Genomic DNA, 26,899 nt, shown 5'->3' with positions numbered 1-26,899 from the left:
TGGGACTTGCTTGTATCAGGAGGAGTGCAAGCTCCTCCTGATAAACTGCGGAGCAGTTATTCGGTTATGAGCAAGTAGCGAAAGTGGATTGCGAATATCCGATTGACTCTGTGTTTACGAGTCCGGCAATTACCCATTTGTAATTTTATTTATAAAGACTGACAATAACTTGTTTTGCCTGTTGCTTCATGTTAAACTAAATAAAATGAGTAACGGATAGACGAGAAGTCTGCCTGATACATGATTTTCAGATGGAGGTAATCACTTTGAGACAGACGGTATCTCTGGGAGCGCAGGATTTTGCATACATCAGAGAAAATAACTGTTTTCTTGTAGATAAAACTGGAATTTAAAGTATGCGAAGCTGGAGAACCTACATTGGAAGACACTGTAAAAGCGGCAAAAAAACAAATACAGGATAAATATTATATTAGTGAACTGGAGGCAAGAGGAATAAAACAGGAGAGAATACGGTGCTACGGTTTTGCTTTTCAGGGGAAAAAGGTATTAATAGGTTAAAAAGAACTCCATGACATGACAGTAGGAATCATAGGAAACCGTAAGATTGGTGAGACAGTAATTTGGAATCTGTCTGGTCTTGGTTGTAAGATATTACCAAAGGAATACAAAAGGAGAAGATGAAGTATGAAAGCGGTAATTGCAATCGATTCTTTAAAAGGAAGCTTAAGCTCCATGGAAGCTGGCTATGCCATTGCTGACGGAATCCGCAGAGTTCATGGACAGGATGCGGAAATCGTAGTAAGACCTCTGGCAGACGGAGGAGAGGGAACTGTCGAGGCATTGGTAAGCGGTATGAGTGGAGTTACACAGAATGTAATGGTAACAGGACCTCTTGGAATTCCGGTAAATTGTGAGTATGGAATCATTGAAAGCAGTCATACAGCAGTAATTGAAATGTCAGGCGCAGCGGGAATCACCCTTGTTCCGGATGAAAAAAGAAATCCGCTTTACACGACGACTTATGGAGTTGGTGAAGTGATCAAAGATGCGATTGCCAAAGGATGCAGACGCTTTATCGTAGGAATTGGCGGCAGTGCAACCAATGATGGTGGAGTTGGAATGCTTCAGGCGCTAGGATATGGATTTCTTAATAAAGAAGGAAAACAGGTTCCCTTTGGGGCGAGGGGTCTTGAAGTATTGGAAGAGATTACAGATGAATATGTACTTCCTGAATTGGCAGAATGTGAGTTCCGGGTTGCCTGTGATGTCACCAATATTCTTTGCGGAGAGAATGGCTGCAGTGCTGTGTATGGACCACAGAAAGGTGCAACTCCGTCTATGATCATGCAGATGGATAACTGGCTGAAACACTATGCCAAACTGGTTGAAAAGAAATTTACAAAAGCCAATGTAAATCAGGCGGGAACAGGTGCAGCAGGAGGACTCGGTTTTGCATTCTTAAGTTTTACAAATGCGGTTCTGGAGTCGGGAATTAAGATTGTGTTAGAAGAAACCTGTCTGGAAAAATATATGGAAAATGCAGATATTGTAATTACAGGAGAAGGCAGATTAGACGGACAGACAGCGATGGGAAAAGCCCCTGTCGGAGTAGCGCGTCTTGCAAAAAAACATGATATTCCTGTCATTGCTTTCGCAGGAAGCGTTACAAAAGAAGCAGTTGCATGTAATCAGAACGGAATCGATGCCTTCTTCCCGATTCTTAGAGGGGTGGTAACATTAGAAGAAGCCATGAAACCTGAAAATGCAAAAGCTAATATGACAGATACTGTGGAACAGGTATTTCGTCTGATGAACATGGGGAGGAAGTAAAGTAAAAAAGTTTCGGAGAACCTGGGCGACAGGTTTGTCCGAAACTTTTTTTGATGCTTAGATTGTAATTACGTAAGCTCTGTTTCCTTTATAATAAGGGCGTCCGTCCACACCGCTTAGATCATAGCTCATTCGATAATATCTTTCAATATTTCCGGTGCCCTTGGCCCAGTTTGGATCACAGACTGCGCCTTTTATTTCTGCCCATCCATGTCCGCCGGAGGAAATAACTTTGGCTTCGAATCCAACAGCATTTGCAAGGTAAGCGAATGCGGATGCGAAAGCAAAGCAGTCGCCATGTCCTCGATAGAACATATCCTCTGCATAGCTGACATCCCAGTTTGAATAATAATAGCGGAAATCATAGTCGTTGCCGGTTCCGCCGTATCCGTAGCTGACTGCCTTCAGATAGCATCTCCACAATTTTTCCGGTTTGGACATATTTTTCTTTGTCACATGATGCATTACCTGATTGGCGGTAACCATGAGATTTAGTTTTCGTTTTTCTTCACTGTTATAGCGGGCCTTTCCACTTTTTGTAAGATAAATGCCATTAACACGCTGGGAAGTTACCATGGAAGCAGCACTTCCGCTGCGAATCTGGAAGAAATAATAGTTGCCTTTTATTTTCTGCCAGCCATTCTGCTGGATTCCTTTTTCATTAAAGTAGTATTTCTTTCCGCGGATTGTAACGAATCCCTTTACAGTATGTCCGTTTTCATCATAATAGTAGATATTTCCACTGGGCTTGCGGTTGAACTTGTCGCGGTATTTCGATGCTGCAAAAACTGAAGCTGAAAAGAAAAGGGAGCAGCAGATAGCAATAAAAATTGCAGAGATTGAAAATACTTTTAGCTTTTTCACAAGATACCTCCGTTGTCTGAGTGATTAAGCAGACCATTTCGCCCGCCTGTATGAAACAGGTTTTTGACGCGCTTGTTTCTGATAAAACAGATTATTTCAGAAGAATTACCTGTCTCAATTATAAGATATAAACTATTATATAAGACAATTTGGCTTCGTGCAATAATAAATAAAATAACGGCTGCTATTTGCTGTGTATCCGGTAACGAATAAAAATTATTCACGAAAATCCCAAGGTGAGGGCTGTTGCGCGGATACAGTTTGTGGTGTATAATTAAACGCAATAGGCTTTGTGACGTTACTGGTACATCATTTTCAAAATAACTATGTATTGGTCATAAAGCGAACAGCAGCTTAGTAATTTAAGCAAGGATATAAGGTGGACAATTTTGAAAAAGACGATAGAAGAACTATTAAGCGGAAAATTCAGACATGAGCAGCCACAGCTTCTTTTTTCACAGGATAAGATAGAAGTAACGCTGAAAGCGGGAGAAGTGTATAAAGGAGAACTGTATTTCGGAACAGAGGATAACGAAAAGATCAGAGGATATATTACTTCTTCCAACAGGCGTGTTGTACCTGGAACAGAGAAGTTTTCGGGGACGACTGTGAGACTGCAGTATGGGATAGACGGTATGGGAATGCGTCCTGGTGAGAAACATGAAGGATGGATTTGCTTTACTACAAATATTGGAGAATATAAGCTTCCATTTGCAATCCAGACAGAGAAAACAGAACTTAAGAGCATAGCCGGCGAAGTTCCGGATGTGGATACGTTTGTCAATATTGCGAAAGACGATTTTAAAGAAGCATACCGTATTTTTACAGATCATAAATTTGAACTTCTTTTAAAAGATGCCGGCAGGAAGGAGAAAGCCCTTTATAAAGGACTTTCCAAACAGCCTGTGACATTTCAGAATGTAGAGGAATTTCTTGTTGCGACGGGCAGGAAGGAAGCTGTAAAAATTGAATTAAAGGCAGACCATAACAGCTTTTATGATATTAATGAATCTGTACGTGAATCATTTGCTGTAAGAAAGAACGGATGGGGACATCTCAGACTGGACGTTGAGGCAAAGGGAGATTTTCTGGAAGTTACCAGACATGTGGTTACAGATGAAGATTTCATAGGCAGCTACTATCAGGTAGAATATGTGATACACAAAGAGAAGCTCAAAAAAGGATGCCAGTTTGGTGAGATCATTGTAAAGAGTCCTTATCAGCAGCTGGTCTATCAGATTACCGCATCAATGGAGCCGCAGGTGCAGCTTAAGACAGAGATTCATGTCAAACGCCACAAGCTGGAACTGATGCGGGATCTGTTGGAATATTCCTGTAAGAGAATGGATGGTAAGACCTGGATCGGCAGTAGCAGATTTGTACTTAATCAGCTGAAGGAAGAGGGCTGTGATTATCCGGAATACCAGATGTATGAAGCATATATTCTTCATATGGAAGGAGAGGAAGAACAGGCAAAGGAAATCCTTAAGAAATTTAAACATCAGAATTTTTCCAGGGAGAATCTGGAACTGGCAGGAGTATATCTCTACCTTTGCGTTCTTACCGGATTGCATAAAGACAGAGAACAGGCGGCAAGACGTCTGCGCAGCTTCTTTTTACAGAAAGAGGATAGTTTCCTGCTCTTTAAACTCTGGCAGGAAGTAACTGTTGAAGAGAAAGGTTCTTCATCAAGACTTGTATTTATGATGGAAGAACTTTTTGAGAAGGGATGCAGAAGTCCTTTCCTGTATCTGGAAGCATGGAATTACATCAGCAGTGATACTTCACTTCTCCACAGAATGAGCAGTTTCTGGACACAGGTGTTCTTGTTTGCAGGAGAGAAAGGTCTTCTGACGGAAGAACTTGTGATGAGATTTGCCTATCTTACAGGATATGAGAGAGAGTTTAACACAAGTATGTACAGAGCACTGGCGATGGGTTATGATGCTTTTGAATCAGATGATACCCTGGAAGCTATCTGCAGATATATCATGCTTGGAAACCCAAGAAAACAAGAGTATTTCAGATGGTTTTCACTGGCAGTGGAGAAGGGAATCCGTCTGACGAGATTATATGAGTATTATGTGGAGACTATGGACACTTCCTATCAAAGAGAACTTCCGAAACCTCTTTTGATGTATTTCACATATAATAACACATCACTTGGTGATGATAAAAAAGCATTTATTTATGCAAGTATCGTGGGTAACAGAGGACGTCAGCCACAGACATATGCGGATTACAGCGATCACATGAAGGTCTTTGCCATGCGTAAGGCAAAAGAAGGAAAGATGAATGAGAACTATGCGGTTCTTTATCAGGAATTTTTAAGTAATCCAAAAACAGAGGGACAGGCCTCTCTGATTGCCGGAAAGATGTTTACGAACAGACTTTACTGTGATGACAAGAAAATACGATATGTGATCGTACGTCATGAGCAGCTTCGGACAGAAGAAATCTATCCATGTATGCAGGGTGTGGCATATCCGAGAATTTATACGGATGATGCTGTGATCCTGTTTCAAGACGCAAACCAGAGACGATATGCTTCAACAGTAGATTATAATATCAAGAAACTGTTTGATGAACGGGAATTGATAGATAAGGTTCTTGCCTTTGATATAGAAGAACCGGGACTGGTGCTTCATTGCAGTGAGAATACCGAAGCCAGTCAGGATAATCTGAAAGCATTCCAGAGGATTCCGGATACAGAGGAATTCTCAGACGAATACCAGAGAGCTGTCAGAGAGAAACTACTTTCTTACTATTCAGAACATATCAAAGATGATGTGACGGATGAGTATCTGAGAGAAATGGATTACGAAAAATATGCCCAGGTGGACAGAACAGGGCTTCTGGAAGTGCTGATCGCAAAGGGACTGTATCAGCAGGCAATGGTGGTTGTTTCTAAATTTGGATACGAGGGAATCCGCGTAGAAAGTCAGTTGAAGCTTATCAGCAGAATGCTGACACGATGTGAGATGAAAGAGGATGATGAACTGATTGCACTTGCATCTGATGTTTACAGACATGGAAAATATGACGAAGTGATTCTGAGATATTTGATGGATTACAGATATGGTCCGATAGATGAGCTGATATCTGTCTGGAAAAGTGCACAGGGCTTCGAGATGGATACGTATGAGCTTGAGGAAAAACTCCTTCAGTTACTGATGTTTACAGCTGATTACCGTAAAGAAGGAGAGAAAGTCTTTGAAGATTACGTACATCACAGCGGAAAAGAAAACATAGCAGGGGCATATCTTACACAGGTGGCATTTGGAACATTTGTAAGAGAATATCCAATGAGTATTTTCGTGAGAAGTCAACTGGAGAATGCATATGAACAAAAGAGTCCGGTTGATTTTGTATGCAGTCTTGCACTGTTGGAGGCATATTCAAAGGAGAAGAACCTGAAAGAAAAACAGCTGGAAAATGCCAGAGAAATCCTGCAGGAATGTATAAAAAAAGATATGTGCTTTGCGTTCTTTAAGAAACTTCCGGTATCTATTCTCAGTCCATATCAGCTGGATGACAAGACTTTTGTGGAGTATCATGCAAACCCATCTGCAAAAGTAACCTTATATTATGCACTTGATGCAGGGCTTGGAAATCAGGTGAAATACCAGACAGAGCCGCTCCGCAATCTGTATGAAGGTATTTTTGCGAAGGCGTTCACTTTGTTTTATGGCGAAACTCTGAGATATTATTTCAGATCAGAAGTGGGAGATCAGGTAAATGAAACACAGGAACGCGTGATCACTATGAGTAAGGTTGAGGGTGCTCCTGTGAGCAAGTATCATATGATTAACCAGATGCTTTCTGCACGAAGACTGGATAAGAGTAAGGAAGTGCTTTCTCAGGTAAAGAATTATCTTCGCCAGGAACAGTACGTACAGAATATGTTCGTGATCGAAAAAGAAGAACAGGAACAGATAACCCTGAAACCAGGAGGAACAGATGAACGAAATTCGTGATTTAATCGTTGGAATTGATTTTGGTAAAGAATATTCTCAGATATGTTATTATGACCGCAAGGGAGATGAGGCAAGATCTCTTTCCATGAAGGCTGGCGGAAATCAGTATGAAGCCCCAAGCTGTGTATGTTACAGACCTGAACAGAAGGATTACTGTGTGGGTTTGGAGGCTGAATACTTTGCCCGCGAAAAGGGCGGAATCATGATTGATGATGTCTATGGAATCTGCGAGAAAAAGGATTTCGTATTGTCAGAAGGAAGAAAGCTTGCACCATGGGAAATTCTTGCACAGTTCTTGCAGGGAATGCTTAAGTTTCTTGGAGTAGCAGATCTGGTCAAGAATATAAAATGTGTGGCAGTGACACTGCCACATCTGACAGAGATTCAGGTAGAGAATTTCCAGAAGGCATTTGAATCGCTGGGATTTCCACATGAGAAATATATGCTTCTGGATTACGGGGAAAGTTTCTATTACTATGTGTTATCCCAGAAAAGAGAAACATGGAACCGCAGTGTTGCCTGGTATGCATTTAAACCGGACAGCGTATCTTTCCGTAAGATGACGATGAATGGTGCGACAAAACCGGTGACTGTAAAGCTGGAAGAGGCTGTGGAAACAACACTTCCTGCTGACGGACAGGAAAGAGATTCTGAATTCTGTAAATTCGTCCAGAAAACACTTGGAAAAGATTTGTTCTCCAGTATTCAGATCACAGGAGAGGGATTTTCCCAGGACTGGGCAGAACAGTCTGTCAGACTGTTATGTTATCAGAAGCGAAAAGTTTTCTATGGAAATAATCTTTTTGCAAAAGGAGCGTGCTCTGCCGGCAAAGAGAGAACGGAGAATAAGGCATTGAAAGGTTATCGTTTCTTAAGTGATAACCTTGTGATGGCCGATGTCGGAATGGAAATGAGAGTAATGGGATCTCCGACATATTATCCGATGATCGAGGCCGGGAATAACTGGTATGACAGTAAATCATCCTGCGAAATTATTCTTGATGATACAGAGGAACTGGTGTTTACGGTAAGCACTTATGACAGACCGGAGAAGAGAAAGGTAGGTATGATGCTGCCTGGTATTCCTCTGCGCCCGAATAAAACGACCAGACTTTTACTGGAATTACAGTATATTTCAGCAACAGAATGTAAAGTGACAGTAACCGATCTGGGATTTGGAGAATTGTTCCCTTCCAGCGGTAAGACCTGGACAGAGACAGTGGAATGGTAAAGGAGATGGACGAATGAGCGGATATATTTTATGCCAGACAAAAAAAGCAGAACGTCCTTATTATATAGAGAACATCAGTATGAATATCTATTCTATAGAGGAACTGTGCTATTATCTTTATCATAATCTTTACCTGGCTGACCATACGATATTTAATGAAGAATTATGCAGCTGGATCCGGGACGAACTGGAACTTCCACATCTGGCAGCGAAGCTGAAACAGAATCTGGAGAGAAATGTAAGTATAGAAGATATGGTTTATCCGATTTTCAAAGAAATCAATTATCTGACATACGAAGAGATGAAGAGTTTTAACATCTGTCTTGCAGATTTTGGAAAAGAACGCCAGGCAGTCCGGCAGAAGAGAAAAGGAGATGCTCTGGTAGAGAATGGAATGTATGTAAATGCAATCCAGGTGTACCAGAAGATTCTGGAAAGAGATGACCTGAATCAGCAGAGAAAAGATTTTGCGGTTGCAGTGAGATATAACCTTGGCTGTGCGTACAGCTACCTTTTCCAGATGGAGAAGGCACAGGAATGTTTTTTGCAGGCATATAAAGAGAGCCAGTCGGCAGAAGCGCTGAAGGCGTATGTGACAACGTATGCCAGCATTCACGATAAGACAGACTATGATAAAGTCATGGAAGAACTTGGCGTGGATGATAAAGTAAAGAAAGATATCAAAGAGGAAATCCAGGAGTCTATGAAGACGTTTGCAAGTGTACCCGAGAAGAAGATAGATGAAGAGAATCTGGATGCACTTCTGGAGAAACTTATGAAAGAATATCACAGAAGTACGGGATCGTGACAGGCAGTGCTTTCAATGACTGAGAATCATCCTTTGTACAATAATGATGTAAGGTGAGATAATGAAAAGTGCCAGTAACGTTACTGTTCACAGGTAGTATCCCGCGAGGTGTTTTTTGTGAGCGAAGGTCACAGAAAACCCGAGACATACCGCGCGAATTTATGCGAATAGCATAAATTCTGTGCATCGCGAAGCGTGTTACTGAGAACACAGTGAACAGTAACCCAGTAACTTGCGCTTGACAGGAGTGGATGGGTGTGTTAGGATTAAAACATACTTTCACATGGTAGAGTGGCTGTGTGGTAAATAACAAAACAGATGAAGAGGAGATATTTATCATGAAAAAGAGATCTTTAGCAGTACTCATGGCAGGAGTTATGGCAGCTTCTATGATGACAGGTGTTGTTTCTGTATATGCAGATGCTGACAGCAAGACATTAACTGTAGGATTTGACGCAGAGTATCCTCCTTTCGGATATAAAGACAATAATGGAGATTATGTTGGTTTCGACCTCGATCTTGCACAGGAAGTATGTGACAATCTCGGATGGGAACTTGTAAAGAAACCAATCAACTGGGATTCTAAGGATATGGAGCTGAATTCTGGTTCTATCGACTGTATCTGGAATGGATTCACAATCAATGGACGTGAAGATGATTATACATGGTCTGATCCATATCTGAATAATGAGCAGGTTATGGTTGTAGCTGCTGATTCTAAGATTGAGAAATTAGACGATCTGGCAGGCAAGAATGTTGTTGTTCAGGCAGCTTCCGCAGCACTGGATGCTTTAAACAGCGATGATAATAAAGATCTGACAGCAAGCTTTGGATCACTGACAGAGAACCCTGATTATAATACAGCATTTATGAATCTGGATTCCGGTGCGGCAGATGCGATTGCAGTTGACATCGGTGTTGCCAAATATCAGCTTTCTCAGAGAGAAGAAGGTAAATACGTAATCCTTGATGAGCCAATCCAGAGCGAGCAGTACGGAATCGGCTTCAAGAAAGGCAATGATGAACTGAAAGACACTGTATGGGCTGAAGTTCTTAAACTTTATGACGCTGGCGAAGTTGACAAACTGGCAGAGAAATACGAAGTTGCAGATATGCTTTGTATTGGAAGTGATGATGAAGAATCCGCAGACAAGAAAGATGATGCAGCAGAGGAAGATACTTCTGAGGCTGAGACTTCTGAAGAAGATACAGCAGAAGATGCGGAATAAAAAATATTGTTCATGAAGTGAATGATAAAGGTGATTGTTTACGGAGTGAATGGTAGCTGATAAAGATACAAGAGGACAGACTTGTACAGAGCTGTCTGTATTATAAAAGGAATGGAGGGTACATTTTGTGCACCCTCTTTTCTTACTGTACAGGAGAAATTTCTTAGGAGGAAAAGATATGTCTTTAAGTGTAATGCTGCAGCAGCTTGCCAGTGGTATGGTAGTTTCTGTGGAGATCTTTGTAGTGACATTGATTTTTTCACTTCCACTGGGACTTCTGATCTGCTTTGGCAGAATGGCTAAGAATCCGGTGATTCGTGGAATCGTGTCTGCCTACATATCTGTTATGAGAGGAACGCCGTTAATGCTGCAGTTGATGGTTGTATATTTCGGACCGTATTTTATTTTTGGAATCCGTATTTCTATGGGATACAGCCTGATCGCTGTATTTATCGCGTTTAGTATTAACTATGCTGCATATTTTGCAGAAATCTACAGAGGTGGAATCGAATCTATCTCGGCAGGACAGTATGAGGCTGCGAAGATTCTTGGATACAGTAAGGTACAGACTTTCTTCAGAATTATTCTGCCGCAGGTGATAAAGAGAATTCTTCCGTCTGTGACAAATGAGGTTATCACATTGGTAAAGGATACGTCCTTAGCTTTCGTTGTGGCGGTCGCCGAAATGTTTACGATTGCAAAGCAGATCGCAAGTGCGCAGACAACGATGATGCCATTTGTGATCGCGGCAGTTTTCTATTTTATCTTTAATCTTCTGGTTGCAATCGTGATGGATAAGATTGAGAAGAAGTTAAACTATTATCGCTGATCAGAAAGCTTACCTGTTCATAGGAAACCTTTCTGAATCACCGGGCGCGGAGTGAACGTTACTGTTCACTCCGTTCTCAGTAACGTAGCCAAAATTCATTCCAAATTGCCTGCGGCAATGGAATTTTGGCTTGTATGTCTCGGAATTTTGGCATTTTCATGCCAAAACACCTCGCGGGATAGTAGCGTGTGAACAGTTACGAGTGAACAGTAATGAAGTATCATATTTGAGAGGAATACTTGACATGGTATTATTTGAAATGAAACACATAAAAAAGAGTTTTGGAAGTCTTGAAGTGTTAAAGGATATTTCGCTTCAGGTAGAAGAGGGAGAAGTATTAAGTATTATCGGTCCGTCAGGTTCCGGTAAATCTACACTTCTTCGCTGTGCAACAGGACTCGAAACACCGGATAGTGGTGAGATCGTCAAGCAGGGAGATGTGGGACTGGTATTCCAGAATTTCAATCTTTTTCCACACTTTTCCGTATTAAAAAATATTACAGATGCGCCGATCAGAGTGCAGAAGAGAAAGAAAGAAGAAGTATATGCGCAGGCAAGAGTGCTGCTGAAACAGATGGGACTTGCCGACAGAGAAAATGCATATCCATTCCAGCTTTCCGGTGGACAGCAGCAGCGAGTTTCCATTGCGCGTGCATTATGCATGAATCCAAAGATTCTGTTTTTTGATGAGCCTACATCGGCGCTTGATCCGGAGCTTACAGGAGAGATTCTTAAAGTTATCAAGGATCTGGCAGCAGAGCACATTACTATGGTAATCGTTACCCATGAGATGACATTTGCGAGAGATATTTCCGATCATATTATTTTCATGGATAAAGGACTGATCGCTGTTGAAGGAAGTTCGCAGGAGGTATTTGCGTCAGAACATGCCCGAATGAAAGAATTTCTTGGCAAATTCCATCAGGGATGAGTTTTTTGTGGTTGCTTTTAGAAGAATGATGTTATATAATTTCAACGTACGCAGTGAAAAAACTTAAAGCTGTGTATTGAAGCGAAATAAAAAGGATAAAAATCCTATTAAGAAACAGGAGAGTGAAGATGAGTACAGACAGATATGTAAGTCCTTTATCAGAACGTTATGCCAGCAAAGAAATGCAGTATATTTTTTCTCCGGATATGAAATTCCGCACATGGAGAAAACTCTGGATCGCACTTGCCGAGACAGAGAAAGAGCTTGGTCTTAACATTACACAGGAGCAGATCGATGAACTGAAAGCACATGCAGAGGATATCAACTATGACGTTGCCAAAGAACGAGAACGTCAGGTACGTCATGATGTTATGTCTCACGTATATGCATACGGTGTACAGTGCCCTAAGGCAAAAGGAATCATCCATCTGGGAGCAACCTCCTGTTATGTAGGTGATAATACAGATATTATTGTAATGACAGAGGCATTAAAGCTTGTTCGCAAGAAACTGGTCAATGTTATTGCTGAACTTTCTGCTTTCGCTGATAAATATAAAGAACAGCCGACTCTGGCTTTCACACATTTCCAGCCTGCACAGCCGACAACAGTTGGTAAACGTGCAACACTCTGGACACAGGAATTTCTTCTTGACCTGGAGGATCTGGAGTATGTTCTTGGAACAATGAAACTTCTCGGATCTAAGGGAACAACCGGAACACAGGCAAGTTTCCTGGAACTCTTTGACGGAGATCAGGAGACTATCGATAAGATTGATCCGATGATCGCGAAGAAGATGGGATTCAAGGAATGCTATCCGGTATCCGGACAGACATATTCCCGTAAGGTAGACACTCGTGTGGCTAATATTCTTGCAGGAATCGCAGCAAGTGCGCACAAGATGTCAAATGATATCCGTCTTCTCCAGCATCTGAAAGAAGTAGAAGAACCATTTGAAAAATCCCAGATCGGATCTTCTGCAATGGCTTATAAGAGAAATCCGATGAGAAGTGAGCGTATTGCGTCCCTTTCACGTTATGTGATGGTAGATGCCCTTAATCCGGCTATCACATCCGCTACTCAGTGGTTTGAGAGAACTCTGGATGACTCTGCAAACAAGCGCCTGAGCATTCCGGAAGGATTCCTTGCAATCGACGGAATTCTGGATCTCTGTCTGAATGTTGTAGACGGACTGGTTGTTTATCCGAAGGTTATCGAGAAACACATGATGGCTGAGCTTCCGTTTATGGCTACGGAGAATATCATGATGGACGCTGTAAAAGCAGGTGGTGACCGTCAGGAACTTCATGAGCGTATCCGTGAGCTTTCTATGGAAGCAGGTAAGACTGTAAAAGTAGAGGGTAAGGATAACAATCTGCTCGAACTGATCGCGGCAGATCCTGCATTCAACCTTTCTCTGGAAGATCTTCAGAAGTCCATGGATCCTAAGAAATACATCGGACGTGCCAAAGAGCAGACTGAGAGATTTGTGAATGAAGTAGTTCAGCCGATTCTGGATTCCCATAAAGAACTTCTGGGAGTTAAAGCTGAGATTAATGTCTGATATATAGACACGATCGTAATAAAAAAGATAAAATGTTGCTGTGCCGGGATCTTTATGACCCCGGTGCTGTTATGCAAAAAACAGGAGGAAAATATATAATGGTAAAAGCAGTTGTTGGTGCTAACTGGGGAGACGAAGGTAAAGGTAAGATTACCGATATGCTCGCTGAAAAAGCTGATATTATCGTAAGATTTCAGGGTGGTGCAAACGCAGGCCATACAATCGTAAATAACTATGGTAAATTTGCTCTTCATACTCTGCCATCAGGTGTATTCTACAATCACACTACAAGCGTGATCGGAAACGGTGTTGCACTGAATATTCCGGTATTTTTTAAAGAGTACAATGAAGTAGTAAGCAGAGGTGTTCCGGCTCCGAAGATTCTTATCTCCGAGAGAGCGCAGATGGTTATGCCATATCATATCCTTTTTGACCAGTATGAAGAAGAGCGTCTGGGTGGTAAATCTTTCGGATCTACTAAATCCGGTATTGCTCCTTTCTATTCTGACAAATATGCAAAAATCGGTTTCCAGGTAAGCGAACTTTTTGATGAAGAACATCTGAAAGAAAAACTTACAAGTGTATGCGAAACAAAGAATATTCTTCTTGAGCATTTATATCACAAACCACTCCTTAAGGTGGATGAACTGTTTGCAGAACTGATGGAATATAAGAAAATGGTTGAGCCATATGTATGTGATGTTTCCCTGTATCTGTGGAACGCATTAAAAGAAGGTAAGGAAGTGCTTCTTGAGGGACAGCTTGGTTCTCTGAAAGACCCGGATCACGGAATTTATCCGATGGTTACTTCTTCCTCCACCCTGGCAGGATACGGTGCAGTAGGAGCTGGTCTTCCACCATACGAGATCAAACAGATCGTTACTGTATGTAAAGCATACTCAAGTGCAGTAGGAGCAGGTGCATTCGTTTCTGAGATCTTTGGTGAAGAAGCAGATGAACTGAGAAGACGCGGTGGTGACGGCGGTGAATTCGGCGCTACTACAGGTCGTCCGAGACGTATGGGATGGTTTGACTGTGTTGCTTCTAAATACGGCTGCCGTCTTCAGGGAACAACAGATGTTGCTTTCACAGTTCTGGATGTTCTTGGATACCTTGATGAGATTCCGGTATGCACAGGATATGAGATCGACGGTAAAGTAACTACAGATTTCCCGACTACTACACTGCTTGAGAAAGCAAAACCGGTTCTGGAAACTCTTCCGGGATGGAAATGCGATATCCGTGGAATCAAGAAATATGAAGATCTCCCGGAGAACTGCAGAAAATATGTTGAGTTCGTAGAGGAACATATCGGATTCCCGATTACAATGATTTCTAATGGTCCGGGACGTGACGATATTATTTACAGAAATAAATAAAAATGACTATACGCCGGGGAGTTTCTCCGGCGTGTATTTTATACAGAGATATGTGGCAAAGAGGATTGCCAGTATTTGTTTGAGATAAATCAGGAGGATTATGAAGAAAGATAATAACAAATTAAAGAAAGCAGGTGCATGTATTGCAATCGTAATCCTGCTTCTTGCCTGCTGTTTACCAATGTTTTTTGCATTTGGAAGCGGGGAGAATTCCCAGAACTATTTTAAAGCCTCTCTTGCAGTGGCTATCATGGTTCCCATACTTGCCTATGCAATATGGATGGTGTATAAGCTATTGAATAAAAATAAGAAAGTGGTGGAATCTGATATGGAAAATATTATTTTTGATGTAGGTAAAGTTCTTGTAAAATTTGAATGGGAAAAATATCTGGACAGTTTTGGATTCCCGAAAGAGAAAAGAGACAAGATTGCGAAGGCGGTTTTTGAGAGTGAAACCTGGAATGAAAGAGACAGAAGCAGTGAAGATGAGCAGTATTACGTGGATAAGATGATAAAAGATGCACCGGAATATGCAGATGATATCCGTGAAGTAATGCGCCGCTCCGGTGAAACAATTGAGAGAATGGATTATGCGGAAACCTGGGTACGATATCTGAAAGATAAGGGATATCATGTCTATATTCTTTCAAACTATGCAACTTATACACTGGAAAAAACAGAGGAAGAACTTACATTTCTCAAATATGTAGACGGAGCAGTATTCTCCTGCCAGGTGAAACAGATCAAACCGGAGCCGGATATCTATCAGACACTCATCAAACGTTATAATCTTGATCCGCAGAAATCTGTATTTCTGGATGACAGAAAAGAAAACTGTGAAGCAGCACGTAAACAGGGAATTCATGCGATTCAGTTTGAGTCTTTCAAACAGGCAGCAGCAGAACTGGAGAAGCTGGGCGTGAAATAAAATTCACCAAAAATACAAAGAATATGGTTTGTATTTTTATGAAAAAGATGGTATAATAATAAAGCTTGTGAGAGGAAAATTTTCCACATGTTTCCACACAGGCATAATACCTATGAAATATTGGAAAAGAGGATTAAAGGAAATGAGCGATAAAACAATCTTAGAGCAGTGGCGTTCCATCGCCTATGATCAGCAGGCAGACCGTAATAAACTTCAGAGATTTTGGGCAAATTATTTTAATATTGAAAAAGGAATTTATGAGCAGCTTCTTACTAATCCGGACGAGGTAGTAACCGGTACAGTTAAAGAACTGGCTGAGAAATATGGACAGGAAGTTCTGACAATGGTTGGTTTCCTTGATGGAATCAATGACAGTTTAAAGATTCCGAACCCGATCGAGACAATGGATGAGAACACAAAAGTTTCTCTGTGTTTCGACAAAGAACTTCTTTACAAGAACATGGTAGATGCAAGAGCTGACTGGCTGTATGAACTGCCACAGTGGGATGCAATTTTCACACCTGAGAAGAGAAAAGAACTGTATCTTGAACAGAAGAAATCAGGAACAGTTGTAAAAGCTAAGAAAATCGGACGTAACGATCCGTGTCCATGCGGAAGCGGTAAGAAATATAAATACTGCTGCGGAAAGAATGCGTAAGCATCCGAATCTGGAATATATTATCGTGCTTGGTGCCCATGTAGAAGGCACTCGGCTTACATTAGCCCTTCTGGAACGCACCAGGAGGGCTTTGCAATATCTGGAAGAGAATCCTGATACGAAAGCTGTATTATCAGGTGGAAAAGGTGAGGGAGAAGCAATTACGGAAGCTCAGGCAATGTGTAATTATCTGACAGAGCATGGAATTACCAGAGACCGTCTGATCTTAGAAGAAAAATCCACCAGTACGACAGAGAACCTGAGATTCAGTCTGGCATTGATCGGTCTGGATCATTCAGTGGGAGTTGTCACGAATAACTTTCATGTATTTCGCGGAACAGCTATCGGCAGAAAATGTGGATGCAAAGAAATTTATCCGATTCCTTCCAGATACCGTTCCTGGAGACTACTGATATATATTCCAAGGGAAATTCTTGCAATTATAAAAGATAAAATAATGGGAAATATGTGAATTTAGAAAATTCAGAGGTAAAATAATACGGAAAAAACAGTGTAATAGTTAATTGAAAAACGTCATAAAATGATATTATCCCTAATCGGAGTTTATATCATTTTATGACGTTTTTTATCTTTAAAAACTGCTATATTTCAAAACAAAATGAAATATATAAGAATCATGTTTCTATTAGACGATTTTTATAGCCTATAATAAAAAGGATTATTTTACAGAAAAATATTTTTCTTTAATGATGGAAACAGGCATATCCTGTCCTGTCCAGATTTTAAATGCTTTTGCACCCTGGTGAAGAAGCATATACATTCCGTTGAAAGTTTGGCAGCCGGCAGCCTTGGCCTCCCTGAGAAGTCGGGTTTCCTGCGGCTCATAGACAACATCAGCTACTACAAGTCCCGGACGGAACAAAGATGTGTCTTTGATGATTGTATCGTCAATATCAGGAACCATACCCACAGAAGTTGCATTGATCAGCAGATAACTCTGTGCGATGGAATCCTTCAGAGCTGTATGATCGTCATTGTCGAAAAGACAGACCTGGCATCCGGTTTTGGCTGTGAGATTCTCAGCAAATTTCTGAGTACGGTTCCAGTATCTGCTGGTACGGCGTGCGAAGATATGTACGGAACTGGCACCATCCAGAGCAGACTGAGCACAGATTGCCATAGAAGCTCCACCTACGCCCATAACTGTGATATTTTTATTTGTTACATCATGCCCTGCATCACGTACAGACTGCATGAATCCATAGCCATCTGTATTATATCCGATCAGCTTCCCGTTATCGTTTAATACAGTATTTACAGCCCCGATCAGCTGAGCTTCAGGGGAGAGTTCATCAAGAAGTTCTACAATCTTATTCTTATTCGGCATGGTAAGGTTAAAGCCTCGAATGCCGCAAGTCCTTAATCCTGCAACTGCCGCAGGAAGTGTCTCTTCATTTACATCAAAACACAGATATACATAGTCAAGCTCGAGAAGTCTAAATGCCTCATTGTGCATTAAGGGCGAAATACTGTGTGCCACAGGGCTTCCTAAAAGCGCAGTAAGACCTGTATGACCTGTAATTGTACTCATGTTAAAATCCTCCGTTTTATTTTAATATCATAAAAATCACCCATGTAATACATAGAAATTATCTATCATTTTATTCTAAGTTAAATCATATGTCAAGAAAACCAAAGAGAAAATTTCGTCGATTTAATGCGATAAATTATAAGCCTCAGATACACTCTTTTGACAAAATTCGCACAGATGATTCCGTATAATGAGTAGTACTTACCGAAGTAAAGGAGAAGCCGGAAAATGAAAATAGACAGATTGCATTAGACAGCAGGGGAATGTGGCTGGCGCGAGAAAGAAACAGTATCGGACGGAGGCAGGAAATGCGTTACGAAATATACATAGATGTGGTTTTCTTTACAAATCTCCTGATAGATTACATATTGCTCAGATTTATAGGAACGTTATTCAAATGCGCGGGAAACAGAAAGCGTGCATTTGCAGGTGCTGTTATGGGGGCGTTATTTTCCTGTGGTATCATATATCTTCGCTTTTATCTGAAGTCTGAAGTTTACCTTCCGGCGTTGGTACTGCTGCATGGTGGCTGTGCTGCGGGGATGCTGGTGATCGGATGTAATCTGAAAAAAGGTGGTTTGCTGCTAAAGGCGATTCTTACATTATACTTTGCTGCATTTTTATGCGGAGGATTTTGGGAAGTGATTGCCGGAGAGAATCTGACACCTAAACTGTTTCTGATTCTTGGCACAGCTACATGGTTTGGAAGCGCAGCATGGTCATATCTGGCTGATTCTATAAGAATACGGACAAAGAATATCTACCCGATAACAATATTTTACAGCGGAAAAGGATATTCCTTCTATGGATTTTATGATTCCGGAAATCTTCTCATAGATTCTGTGAGCGGAAAACCGGTATCTGTAGGTACGACAGAGATTTTGTCTGAAATATGTTCAGAAGAAACAGTAAACTGTTTAAAACATCTGAAAGAAAATCCGGAGGAATTAAAAGAAGCCGAAACTGTCGGCCTGAATCCTCATTTTATTTTTTTTCACAGTATAGGCAGGGAACATGGGATGATGCTGGCTGTCACATTGGAAAAGCTTTGTATTCAGACTCCGACGGAAGTTATCTGTGTGGACAGACCAGTATTTGCGTTTTCATTTGAAACATCCGCTTTTGGTAAGGAATATGACGTACTTTTGAATTCCAGATTACTTTAACGGGAGGGGTTGTGACTATGGGCTGTTATCCATTTCAGGTAGTGTCAAGAATGGTAATGAACCGTTCAGGAGATGTTTTTTATATTGGCGGGAATGATGTGTTACCTGCACCGCTGGAGCCACAGCGTGAGGCATTTGTACTTCAGAAACTTGGAACAGGGCAGGAGGAAGAAGCCAAGTCTGTTCTGATCGAGCATAATTTAAGACTTGTCGTATATATCGCACGAAAATTTGACAATACCGGGGTTGGGGTAGAAGATCTGATTTCAATTGGGACGATTGGACTGATCAAAGCAATCAATACGTTTAATCCTGTTAAGAATATTAAGCTTGCCACCTATGCTTCCAGATGCATTGAAAATGAAATTCTGATGTACCTTCGGCGCAACAGCAAGACTAAGATGGAAGTATCTATAGATGAGCCGTTAAATGTTGACTGGGACGGAAATGAATTGCTGCTTTCTGATATTCTGGGAACAGATGAAGATGTAATTTCCAAACGTCTTGAGGATGAGGTAGAAATCACTTTGCTTGCGAAAGCCATTGGTAAGCTCTCTCCAAGGGAACAGACTATCATACGTCTGAGATTTGGACTGGGAAAGGATAATGGCATGGAGAAAACGCAAAAAGAAGTTGCGGATCTTTTGGGAATCTCTCAGTCGTATATTTCACGACTGGAAAAAAGAATCATGAAAAGATTGAAAAAAGAAATTGTAAAATATGAATGAAACTGCATTGCATATTTTGACACCTGACATTGTCTGTTTGATGTAGTATACTTATTACGAGTATCATTACACAAAGGACGAGAGAATATGGAAATATTAAAAGATTGCTGCCTGTGTCCAAGAAAGTGTCATGCGGACCGGACAGCAGGAAAAACAGGATATTGCGGTATGGATCAGACTGTGCGCGTGGCAAGGGCTGCTCTGCATATGTGGGAAGAGCCTTGTATTTCTGGCAGAAGAGGTTCCGGGGCAGTCTTTTTTACAGGATGTAATCTGCGCTGCTGCTTTTGTCAGAATCGTGATATTGCCATTGGTGACAGTGGTCTTGAGATCACAATAAACAGACTGGCAGAGATATTTCTGGAACTTCAGGAGAAAGGAGCAGCCAATATAAATCTGGTGACAGGAACACATTATATTCCGCAGATTATTGCCGCATTGAAAATTGCAAAGGAAAAGGGAATGAATCTTCCTGCTGTTTATAATTGCGGCGGATACGAGAGTGTAGAAGCATTGAAAATGCTGGAGGGATACATAGATGTATATCTGCCAGATTATAAATACGCGCAAAGTGAACTGGCACGAAAATATTCCCATGCGTCAGATTATCCACAAACAGCATTGCGTGCAATTGGTGAAATGCTACGACAGACAGGAAGTGCGCAGTTTGATGAGAATGGTTATATCCGGCGGGGAACGATTGTCCGACACCTTATATTGCCGGGACATACGAAGAATTCAAAAGAAGCGTTGACAGTTCTGCACCAGACATATGGAAACCAGATTTACATCAGTATCATGAATCAATATACACCAGTTTTCAAACAAAAGGAGTATACGGAATTAAACAGGCGTGTGACAAAAAGAGAGTATGAAAAAGTTCTGGATTATGCGTTTGAAATTGGAATTGAAAACGGATTCTTTCAGGATGGGGAAACTGCCAGAGAGAGTTTCATTCCGGCATTTGATTATGAGGGAGTCGAAAAAAAACTGTAAAATAAAAAAACTCCCATAAATGGAAGGAGGCCGGTACTTTCGTACCGGCGCGTATGAAAAAGAAAAATATTTATAAGAAAGACTCATCGTCTTTCTAAACATTATTATATCTAATAAATGTGAAAAAAATGTGAACATAATGTAAAAAGAAAAAATATTTTCTCGATATAACTCGCACATCATAAAAAACAATGTATTAAAATTTCCTCCAGGTATCTCTTACAAATAATAACAGCAGTGGGAAGATCTCCAGACGTCCGGCAAGCATATCAAAAGTAAGGACAAGCTTTGAAAACCAGGAGAACATACCAAAGTTTCCGGTAGGTCCGGCAAGCTCAAGACCAGGTCCGATGTTGTTAAAGGTTGCTGCGACTGCTGTAAAATTTGTGATCAGGTCAAAGTCATCAAAAGCAATCAGAAAAACAGATGATGCGAAGATCAGCACATACACAATAAAGAAAATATTCGTAGAACGAACGACTTCGTGAGGGATGGCTTTGCCATCCATTTTTATTTTCTTTACGGCGTTAGGATGCAGGAAAATATGCAGTTCCTTTCTGACAGTCTTGCACAGAATCAGGATTCTGGAAACTTTGAAACCACCACCTGTACTTCCGGCACAGGCACCGATAAACATCAGCATCACCAGAATCGTTCGTGAGATTTCCGGCCACATATTGAAATCGGTAGTTGCATATCCGGTTGTTGTGATAATAGAACCAACCTGGAAAGCTGCCTGCTGGAAGGCCCTGGCTGCACTGCCGAAAATATGGTAGATGTTGCAGGTGATGATCAGAGTTGCAACGCCGATGATTCCAAAGTAATATCGTATTTCTTCCATTTTGAAAGCCTGGGCAAATTTTTTAGTGATAATAAAAAAGTATGCATTAAAGTTAACACCAAATAAGATCATGAATACAGTAATAACAACCTGCAGATAGGTGCTGTAACTTGCCATACTGTCATTCTTGATACCAAATCCACCGGTGCCTGCTGTACCAAAAGCAGTACATATTGTATCAAAGAGCGGCATACCTCCGATCAGAAGTAAAACGATTTGAATAACAGTCATTACAAAGTAGATCGTGTACAGAATCTTAGCGGTTGACTGTACTTTCGGCGCAAGCTTGCTTACGGAAGGTCCGGGACTCTCTGCTTTCATGAGATTCATGTGATATCCACCGGTAAGTGGCAGAAGAGAGAGGATAAAAACGAGAACCCCCATTCCACCGATCCAGTGAGTGAAGCTTCGCCACATCAGCACACAATGAGGAAGTGCTTCCACATTACTCAGAATACTGGCTCCTGTTGTGGTAAATCCGGAAACAGTCTCAAATAAAGCATCCACAGGATTCGGGATACTGCGGCTGATCACAAAAGGAATTGCACCCATAATACTCAGAACGATCCAGCTTAACGCTACGGTTACAAATCCTTCTTTTGTGTAAAATGCTTTACGTGTCGGTTTCTTGCGCGTGAGCGGAAATCCGATAGCCAGACAGAGAACGATCGTGATCAGAAAAGCAACTCCGCAAGTTTCCTGATAAATCAGGGCGGTAACTGCCGGAAGAAGCATAAAAGCTGCTTCAATCTTTAAAATCATCCCGATAATATAAATAATAATGGAATAGTTCATAATCCGGCTCCTTTATTTTTCCAGAATATCTGTAATATCACGCAGACCCTTGTGAGTAGTTACTATGATTACGGTATCTCCCACCTGAATTGTATCCTGTCCACGCGGAATCTTGACTTTTCCGTTTCGGTTCAGATATCCGACCAGAAGATTCTTTTTCAGGTTCAGTTCAGATAACGGAATGCCGACTACCGGTGAATTCTCGCGGATTGCAAATTCCAGTGCCTCTGCCTGATTATCAAGAATGTGGTAAAGGGTTTCGATATTACTTCCGATACTGTTCTGCATGGCACGCACATACTGCAGGATGTAATCAGCGGTAATATATTTAGGATAAATAACACTTCCAATATCAAGGTTATCAATCACATCATCAAAGGAAAGTCTGTTTACCTTTGCAACCAGTTTTGCCTTTGAAATTGTTTTGGCAAAAAGAGCCAGGAAAACATTTTCCTCATCCATGTTGGTGAGTGATACAAAAGCTTCTGCGTGTGCAAGGCCTTCTTCCATAAGAAGAGAACGGTCAGTACCATCACCGTTGATGATCGTTGCCTCTGGAAGCAGGTCACTTAAGGTTTCGCAGCGAGCCTCATTCTGTTCGATAATCTTAACAGAAATGTTCATATCTAACAGAGCTTTTGTAAGGTAATAGGAAATAGTTCCTCCGCCAACGATGATCGCGTTCTTTACCTGATTGGTCTTAAGTCCTATTTTTTTGAAAAAAGCTGCGGCATTTACCGGTGATGCCAGAATAGAGACCATATCTCCATCATGGATAACATAATTACCACCCGGAATAGAAACGTGGTCGTGGCTCTCTACTGCACAGAACAGAACATCACATCTCAGAGTTTCGGTAATCCGTGAAATGGCCATGCCATCCAGGTCGAATTCCGGAAGAACCTTGAATTTCAGCATTTCCACACGACCTCTGGCAAAGGTGTCGATCTTGATCGCAGATGGGAAACGCAGAAGACGGGAAATCTCCTGAGCAGCTGCGAGTTCCGGGTTGATGATCATAGTGACACCCAGACGTTTCTTAATAAAACTGATTTCCTTAGCATAAATAGGATTACGGACGCGGGCAATTGTGTGGCAGTGACCTGTTTTCTGCGCAATCAGACAGCACAGCAGATTCATCTCATCAGAGCCGGTTACTGCGATCAGAATATCGGCATTCTCAATTCCTGCTTCCATCAGAGTATTAATGCTGGCACCATTTCCGACGATTCCCATGGCATCAATATCATCCTGAAGAGAGTTGATTACGTTAGAAGAAATGTCTATCAGGGTAATATCAGATTCTTCTTCCTGAAGCTGTTCAGCCAGGGTACGCCCAACCTTACCGCACCCAACAATAATTATTTGCATAATTCCTCCAATAAGGGGGCTGTCACATAAACATTTATATGTGAAACAGCCCCGTTTATATCATATTTTTGTTCTTTTGTTGTTGCTAAAGCAAAGATACTATAGCACTGTTAGGGGTATTTGTAAATATGAAATTTTTGTGATTTATTAAACGGTATTTATTGACATATGACAATTTTTATGCAATCATTTGCATCCGTCGCAGGATGCAGTGCATGGGTTATCAAAACTTGGATTAAATGCGTAGAAGTTCTTTGCATCCAATTCTTCCTGAATAGAACGAAGTGCTTCACCAAATCTCTGGAAATGTACCACCTCGCGCGCACGTAGGAATTTAATCGGATCAGCAATCTCCGGCATATCCCGTACTACCCGAAGAATATTATCATAAGTAGAGCGGGCTTTCTGTTCTGCTGCAAGATTTTCAAATAAATCGGTAATAGGATCTCCTTTACTCTGGAATTCACAGGCATTAAATGGCACTCCGCCTGCTGCCTGTGGCCAGACTCCTACAGTATGATCGATATAATACGGACCGAATCCAGATTTCTCAATTTCTTCCATAGAGAGATCTCGAGTAAGCTGGTGCACGATGGTGGATACCATTTCTAAATGAGAAAGTTCCTCAGTGCCGATGTCGTTTAGGACGGCTGTTGCCATGCGGTTTGGCATGGTGAATCGTTGGGAAAGATATCTCATGGAAGCGCCAATCTCACCATCCGGGCCACCATACTGGCTCATGATATACTGTGCGATTTTTGCGTTCGGCTGTGTAATATTTACAGGATATTGAAGTCTTTTTTCATAATTCCACATAAACTATCTGCACGCTCCTTCCTTTTCCCATGGGAATGGCTGTTCCATCCATTTCCAGATGGTTTCTTCACTTTGGTCTGTACTGTCAATAGTAAGAGGACCAAACATTTCAGCATATTCTTTTAAGAGTTTTTTTCGTTCCTGCACAAGTTCTCTGCAATAAACAAGCGCTTTCTCATCACAGGGATGTGTATCGAGATATAAGTGCATATCATTTACTGCAAAGCTGACCTGATCAATTCGTTCTAACATCTGTCGCTTTGAACAATTCTGCCTCATCTGCGAGCACCCCTCTTTCCGCAAAATGGCTTACATAGCTGTGGAAAAACAGTTCCCACGTTCAATGCATATTTTAAAGGATAATTTTCTATAAATTCCTGACATGGTACATAGGCCATTGCAGGTTCCAGATGCTGCAAATGAGAAAACATTTCATGACTTTTTCCACTACTTCCAGGCATTATACAATTACAGTTCTCTCTGGTTTCATTTTCTCTATTTTTACAGGAACATCCCTGATCATTCATTTTTCTGTCTATAGGCTGAGGTCTGTTCATGCCACAGGTTCTGTTATACGGTCGGCCGCATGAACGTCCCATGTGATAATTCTCCATAAATATTTCCTTTCATTATTATAAATCTGTTTACTCTATATTTTATGTCATGTTATGAAAATCGTGACTAGTGTGCCGACAAGTTGATTCTTGAAGCAATCTTGCAGGATAAATTTTTTTTATTTCAAGGCGGAGGAGAGAGGCGTAGCGGTGGCTGCGTTACTGAGAACGAAGTGAACAGTAATGTAATTTGATTTTGACAGAGATATAATAATTACTATATATTAAAGAAGAAAAATGTTATACTACATGGGAAACAGAATTCAGATGAATAGCCAGGAGGTACTATATAAGATGAAGCTTACAATACTGGGAACCGGAAATGCAAAAGTAACGAAATGTTATAATACCTGTTTTACATTAAACGAGGGTAAAGAATATTTTATGATAGATGGCGGCGGTGGAAGCACCATTTTGAAACAGTTGGAAGATGCCGGAATCAGCTGGAAGGATATCAGTACGATTTTTGTTACGCATAAACATATCGACCATCTGCTGGGAATTATCTGGATGCTCCGTATGTATTGCCAGGGAATGGCAAGAGGACAGTTTGATGGCGAAGTAGTAATCTACGGACATGACGAAGTGATCAGCCTTCTGAAGCAGATGTCCCAAATGCTTCTGACTGCAAAAGAAACCAAATACATTGGTGAGAAAGTACATCTGAAAGAAGTAAAAGATGGAGAAGAAAGAATGATTCTGGGACACAAGGTAACATTCTTTGATATTCTTTCTACAAAAGCAAAACAGTTTGGATTTTGCATGGAATATGCAGACGGAAAGAAACTGACCTGTTGTGGAGATGAGCCATATAATGAATGTGAACATAAATATGCAGTGAACAGTACCTGGCTTCTCCATGAGGCATTTTGTCTCTTTTCACAGGCAGATAAATTTAAACCTTATGAGAAACATCATTCCACAGTAAAGGATGCCTGTCAGCTCGCACAGGAACTGAATGTTGACAATCTGATTTTGTATCATACAGAAGATAAAAACATCTCCAGACGAAAAGAACTATATACAGAGGAAGGAAAACCATGTTATAAAGGAAATCTTTTTATCCCGGATGACCTGGAAACCCTTGAATTGTAATATAAACGGATAGTGAATTACAGCCCATACATTGCTGCATATTAAAAATGAAGTGATAATGCTACTAAGAAATATATATATTGCTAATTCTATTTTTATGATTTTGTGAAAATATAGCCGGACATATTCACAGACAAATATATCTGTTTACGGTACAATGATAATACACTGTTATAGCGTCCCTGTAAAGCCTGGTGGAAAACAGAACCAGCTTCGATCGGTTCTGCTACAGGATAACCCTCTGCCTGAAGTTCTTGCACAGCAGGGATTACTTCTGTCTGTTCTTCGGTTCCGAGAATACCATGTTCGCCGCAGTGAGGATTCAGACCTGCAATTGCCATGGTTCCGTCTTTGACACCTAATTTTTTGAGTACCTCAAGACTGTGTTTTACATAATCTTTGATATGTTCTTTGGTTGACATATCACAGGCCTTTCTCAGAGATACGTGACGGGAGAGGAAGAAAATTCTCATACCATGAACTTCAAACCAAGGACCGAAATTCGGTATCGAAGGAATCCGTAAATATCTTGGAGCAGAGAACAGACCACTGTTAAACAACATGATCAAACCATGTACAGGATATACTCCTGAAGTTGGTGCAAAACTGTTCTTCGAGGCGGCAGCAGGCGGACTTGAACCGATTTTTGACGGAGATGTGAGTAACAGGTATGAGGTGGCTGATTTCTGCTGTGAAACGGTAAAAGAGTATTTTGATAACAGAACTTTATAATAAGGC

General features: G+C 41.1%; 24 protein-coding genes and 1 pseudogene. 17 read left to right on the top strand and 8 right to left on the bottom strand.

What is annotated here, in order from left to right; genetic code table 11:
• The first annotated feature begins 645 nt into the window (after positions 1-645).
• Positions 646-1,791: a glycerate kinase family protein gene (locus WKT11_RS00435; protein WP_340281613.1), complete on the top strand. Its 1,146-nt coding sequence runs from the start codon at positions 646-648 to the stop codon at positions 1,789-1,791.
• Positions 1,792-1,848: 57 nt separating this feature from the next.
• On the opposite strand, the gene WKT11_RS00430 is transcribed toward WKT11_RS00435, so the two are convergent.
• A complete protein-coding gene (locus WKT11_RS00430; protein WP_119242218.1) occupies positions 1,849-2,655 on the bottom strand; it encodes a transglutaminase domain-containing protein in 807 nt (268 codons plus the stop codon).
• Positions 2,656-3,044: 389 nt separating this feature from the next.
• Between WKT11_RS00430 and WKT11_RS00425 the strand changes: the two genes are divergently transcribed.
• From WKT11_RS00425 to WKT11_RS00375, 11 genes are all read left to right on the top strand, one after another.
• The gene (locus WKT11_RS00425) at positions 3,045-6,632 is read left to right on the top strand and encodes a DUF5717 family protein (RefSeq protein ID WP_242986738.1); all 3,588 of its coding nucleotides are present in this window, start codon (positions 3,045-3,047) and stop codon (positions 6,630-6,632) included.
• Entirely contained in the window at positions 6,616-7,863 is a 1,248-nt protein-coding gene (locus WKT11_RS00420; RefSeq protein ID WP_117675086.1) for a DUF5716 family protein, read from the top strand. Before WKT11_RS00425 ends, WKT11_RS00420 begins: the two co-directional genes overlap by 17 nt.
• 13 nt (positions 7,864-7,876) lie before the next feature.
• Entirely contained in the window at positions 7,877-8,671 is a 795-nt protein-coding gene (locus tag WKT11_RS00415; protein ID WP_117675084.1) for a Snf7 family protein, read from the top strand.
• A gap of 338 nt (positions 8,672-9,009) precedes the next feature.
• Positions 9,010-9,900 carry an amino acid ABC transporter substrate-binding protein gene (locus tag WKT11_RS00410; protein WP_117675082.1) on the top strand — a complete coding sequence of 297 codons (891 nt, stop codon included), beginning with the start codon at positions 9,010-9,012 and terminating at the stop codon, positions 9,898-9,900.
• A gap of 178 nt (positions 9,901-10,078) precedes the next feature.
• Entirely contained in the window at positions 10,079-10,729 is a 651-nt protein-coding gene (locus tag WKT11_RS00405; RefSeq protein ID WP_117675080.1) for an amino acid ABC transporter permease, read from the top strand.
• Positions 10,730-10,973: 244 nt separating this feature from the next.
• Complete coding sequence (locus tag WKT11_RS00400) at positions 10,974-11,660, top strand: amino acid ABC transporter ATP-binding protein (protein WP_117675078.1); 687 nt, start codon at positions 10,974-10,976, stop codon at positions 11,658-11,660.
• A gap of 128 nt (positions 11,661-11,788) precedes the next feature.
• On the top strand, positions 11,789-13,222 hold the full coding sequence (gene purB / locus WKT11_RS00395; protein WP_117675076.1) for an adenylosuccinate lyase: 1,434 nt from the start codon (positions 11,789-11,791) through the stop codon (positions 13,220-13,222).
• A 98-nt stretch (positions 13,223-13,320) separates the two neighbouring features.
• Positions 13,321-14,601 (top strand): adenylosuccinate synthase, encoded by a 1,281-nt coding sequence (locus WKT11_RS00390; RefSeq protein WP_117675074.1) that lies wholly within the window; start codon positions 13,321-13,323, stop codon positions 14,599-14,601.
• A gap of 100 nt (positions 14,602-14,701) precedes the next feature.
• Entirely contained in the window at positions 14,702-15,529 is an 828-nt protein-coding gene (locus tag WKT11_RS00385) for an HAD family hydrolase (protein ID WP_340281602.1), read from the top strand.
• Positions 15,530-15,671: 142 nt separating this feature from the next.
• A complete protein-coding gene (locus WKT11_RS00380) occupies positions 15,672-16,187 on the top strand; it encodes an SEC-C metal-binding domain-containing protein (RefSeq protein WP_117675072.1) in 516 nt (171 codons plus the stop codon).
• Positions 16,180-16,659: a YdcF family protein gene (locus WKT11_RS00375; RefSeq protein WP_117675070.1), complete on the top strand. Its 480-nt coding sequence runs from the start codon at positions 16,180-16,182 to the stop codon at positions 16,657-16,659. Before WKT11_RS00380 ends, WKT11_RS00375 begins: the two co-directional genes overlap by 8 nt.
• A 207-nt stretch (positions 16,660-16,866) precedes the next feature.
• Here WKT11_RS00375 and WKT11_RS00370 read toward each other — a convergent pair whose 3' ends face one another.
• On the bottom strand, positions 16,867-17,739 hold the full coding sequence (locus WKT11_RS00370) for a shikimate dehydrogenase (RefSeq protein ID WP_117675068.1): 873 nt from the start codon (positions 17,737-17,739) through the stop codon (positions 16,867-16,869).
• A gap of 308 nt (positions 17,740-18,047) precedes the next feature.
• Here WKT11_RS00370 and WKT11_RS00365 point away from each other — a divergent pair, with 308 nt between their 5' ends.
• The 3 genes from WKT11_RS00365 to WKT11_RS00355 all read left to right on the top strand — a co-directional run bounded on the left by WKT11_RS00365 (position 18,048) and on the right by WKT11_RS00355 (position 20,629).
• Complete coding sequence (locus WKT11_RS00365) at positions 18,048-18,905, top strand: sigma-E processing peptidase SpoIIGA (protein WP_117675298.1); 858 nt, start codon at positions 18,048-18,050, stop codon at positions 18,903-18,905.
• Positions 18,906-18,922: 17 nt separating this feature from the next.
• The gene (gene sigE / locus WKT11_RS00360) at positions 18,923-19,633 is read left to right on the top strand and encodes an RNA polymerase sporulation sigma factor SigE (protein ID WP_117675066.1); all 711 of its coding nucleotides are present in this window, start codon (positions 18,923-18,925) and stop codon (positions 19,631-19,633) included.
• A gap of 87 nt (positions 19,634-19,720) precedes the next feature.
• A complete protein-coding gene (locus WKT11_RS00355; protein ID WP_117675064.1) occupies positions 19,721-20,629 on the top strand; it encodes a radical SAM protein in 909 nt (302 codons plus the stop codon).
• Positions 20,630-20,825: 196 nt separating this feature from the next.
• Here the strand turns inward: WKT11_RS00355 and WKT11_RS00350 are convergent, their stop codons facing one another.
• The 5 genes from WKT11_RS00350 to WKT11_RS00330 all read right to left on the bottom strand — a co-directional run bounded on the left by WKT11_RS00350 (position 20,826) and on the right by WKT11_RS00330 (position 25,066).
• On the bottom strand, positions 20,826-22,265 hold the full coding sequence (locus tag WKT11_RS00350; RefSeq protein ID WP_117675062.1) for a TrkH family potassium uptake protein: 1,440 nt from the start codon (positions 22,263-22,265) through the stop codon (positions 20,826-20,828).
• A 12-nt stretch (positions 22,266-22,277) separates the two neighbouring features.
• Positions 22,278-23,636: a Trk system potassium transporter TrkA gene (gene trkA / locus WKT11_RS00345; RefSeq protein ID WP_117675060.1), complete on the bottom strand. Its 1,359-nt coding sequence runs from the start codon at positions 23,634-23,636 to the stop codon at positions 22,278-22,280.
• A gap of 186 nt (positions 23,637-23,822) precedes the next feature.
• Entirely contained in the window at positions 23,823-24,452 is a 630-nt protein-coding gene (locus WKT11_RS00340) for a manganese catalase family protein (RefSeq protein WP_117675058.1), read from the bottom strand.
• A gap of 3 nt (positions 24,453-24,455) precedes the next feature.
• Positions 24,456-24,704: a spore coat protein CotJB gene (locus WKT11_RS00335; RefSeq protein WP_340281592.1), complete on the bottom strand. Its 249-nt coding sequence runs from the start codon at positions 24,702-24,704 to the stop codon at positions 24,456-24,458.
• Between the two features lie 23 nt (positions 24,705-24,727).
• Positions 24,728-25,066 (bottom strand): spore coat associated protein CotJA, encoded by a 339-nt coding sequence (locus WKT11_RS00330; protein WP_242986736.1) that lies wholly within the window; start codon positions 25,064-25,066, stop codon positions 24,728-24,730.
• A gap of 294 nt (positions 25,067-25,360) precedes the next feature.
• On the opposite strand from WKT11_RS00330, the gene WKT11_RS00325 reads away from it, so the two are divergent.
• Positions 25,361-26,161, top strand: coding sequence for an MBL fold metallo-hydrolase (locus tag WKT11_RS00325; protein WP_117675054.1), 801 nt, complete (start codon positions 25,361-25,363; stop codon positions 26,159-26,161).
• 98 nt (positions 26,162-26,259) lie between these two features.
• Here the strand turns inward: WKT11_RS00325 and WKT11_RS00320 are convergent.
• A pseudogene (locus WKT11_RS00320) lies at positions 26,260-26,649 on the bottom strand (4-hydroxythreonine-4-phosphate dehydrogenase PdxA); the annotation flags it as partial.
• Positions 26,650-26,722: 73 nt separating this feature from the next.
• Between WKT11_RS00320 and WKT11_RS00315 the strand changes: the two are divergent.
• Complete coding sequence (locus tag WKT11_RS00315) at positions 26,723-26,893, top strand: hypothetical protein (protein WP_207658815.1); 171 nt, start codon at positions 26,723-26,725, stop codon at positions 26,891-26,893.
• The last annotated feature ends 6 nt before the right edge of the window (positions 26,894-26,899 follow it).

Source organism: Blautia sp. HCN-1074 (assembly GCF_037890165.1).
GTDB lineage: Bacteria > Bacillota > Clostridia > Lachnospirales > Lachnospiraceae > Blautia_A.
This window is presented reverse-complemented; position numbering and strand designations above follow the sequence as displayed.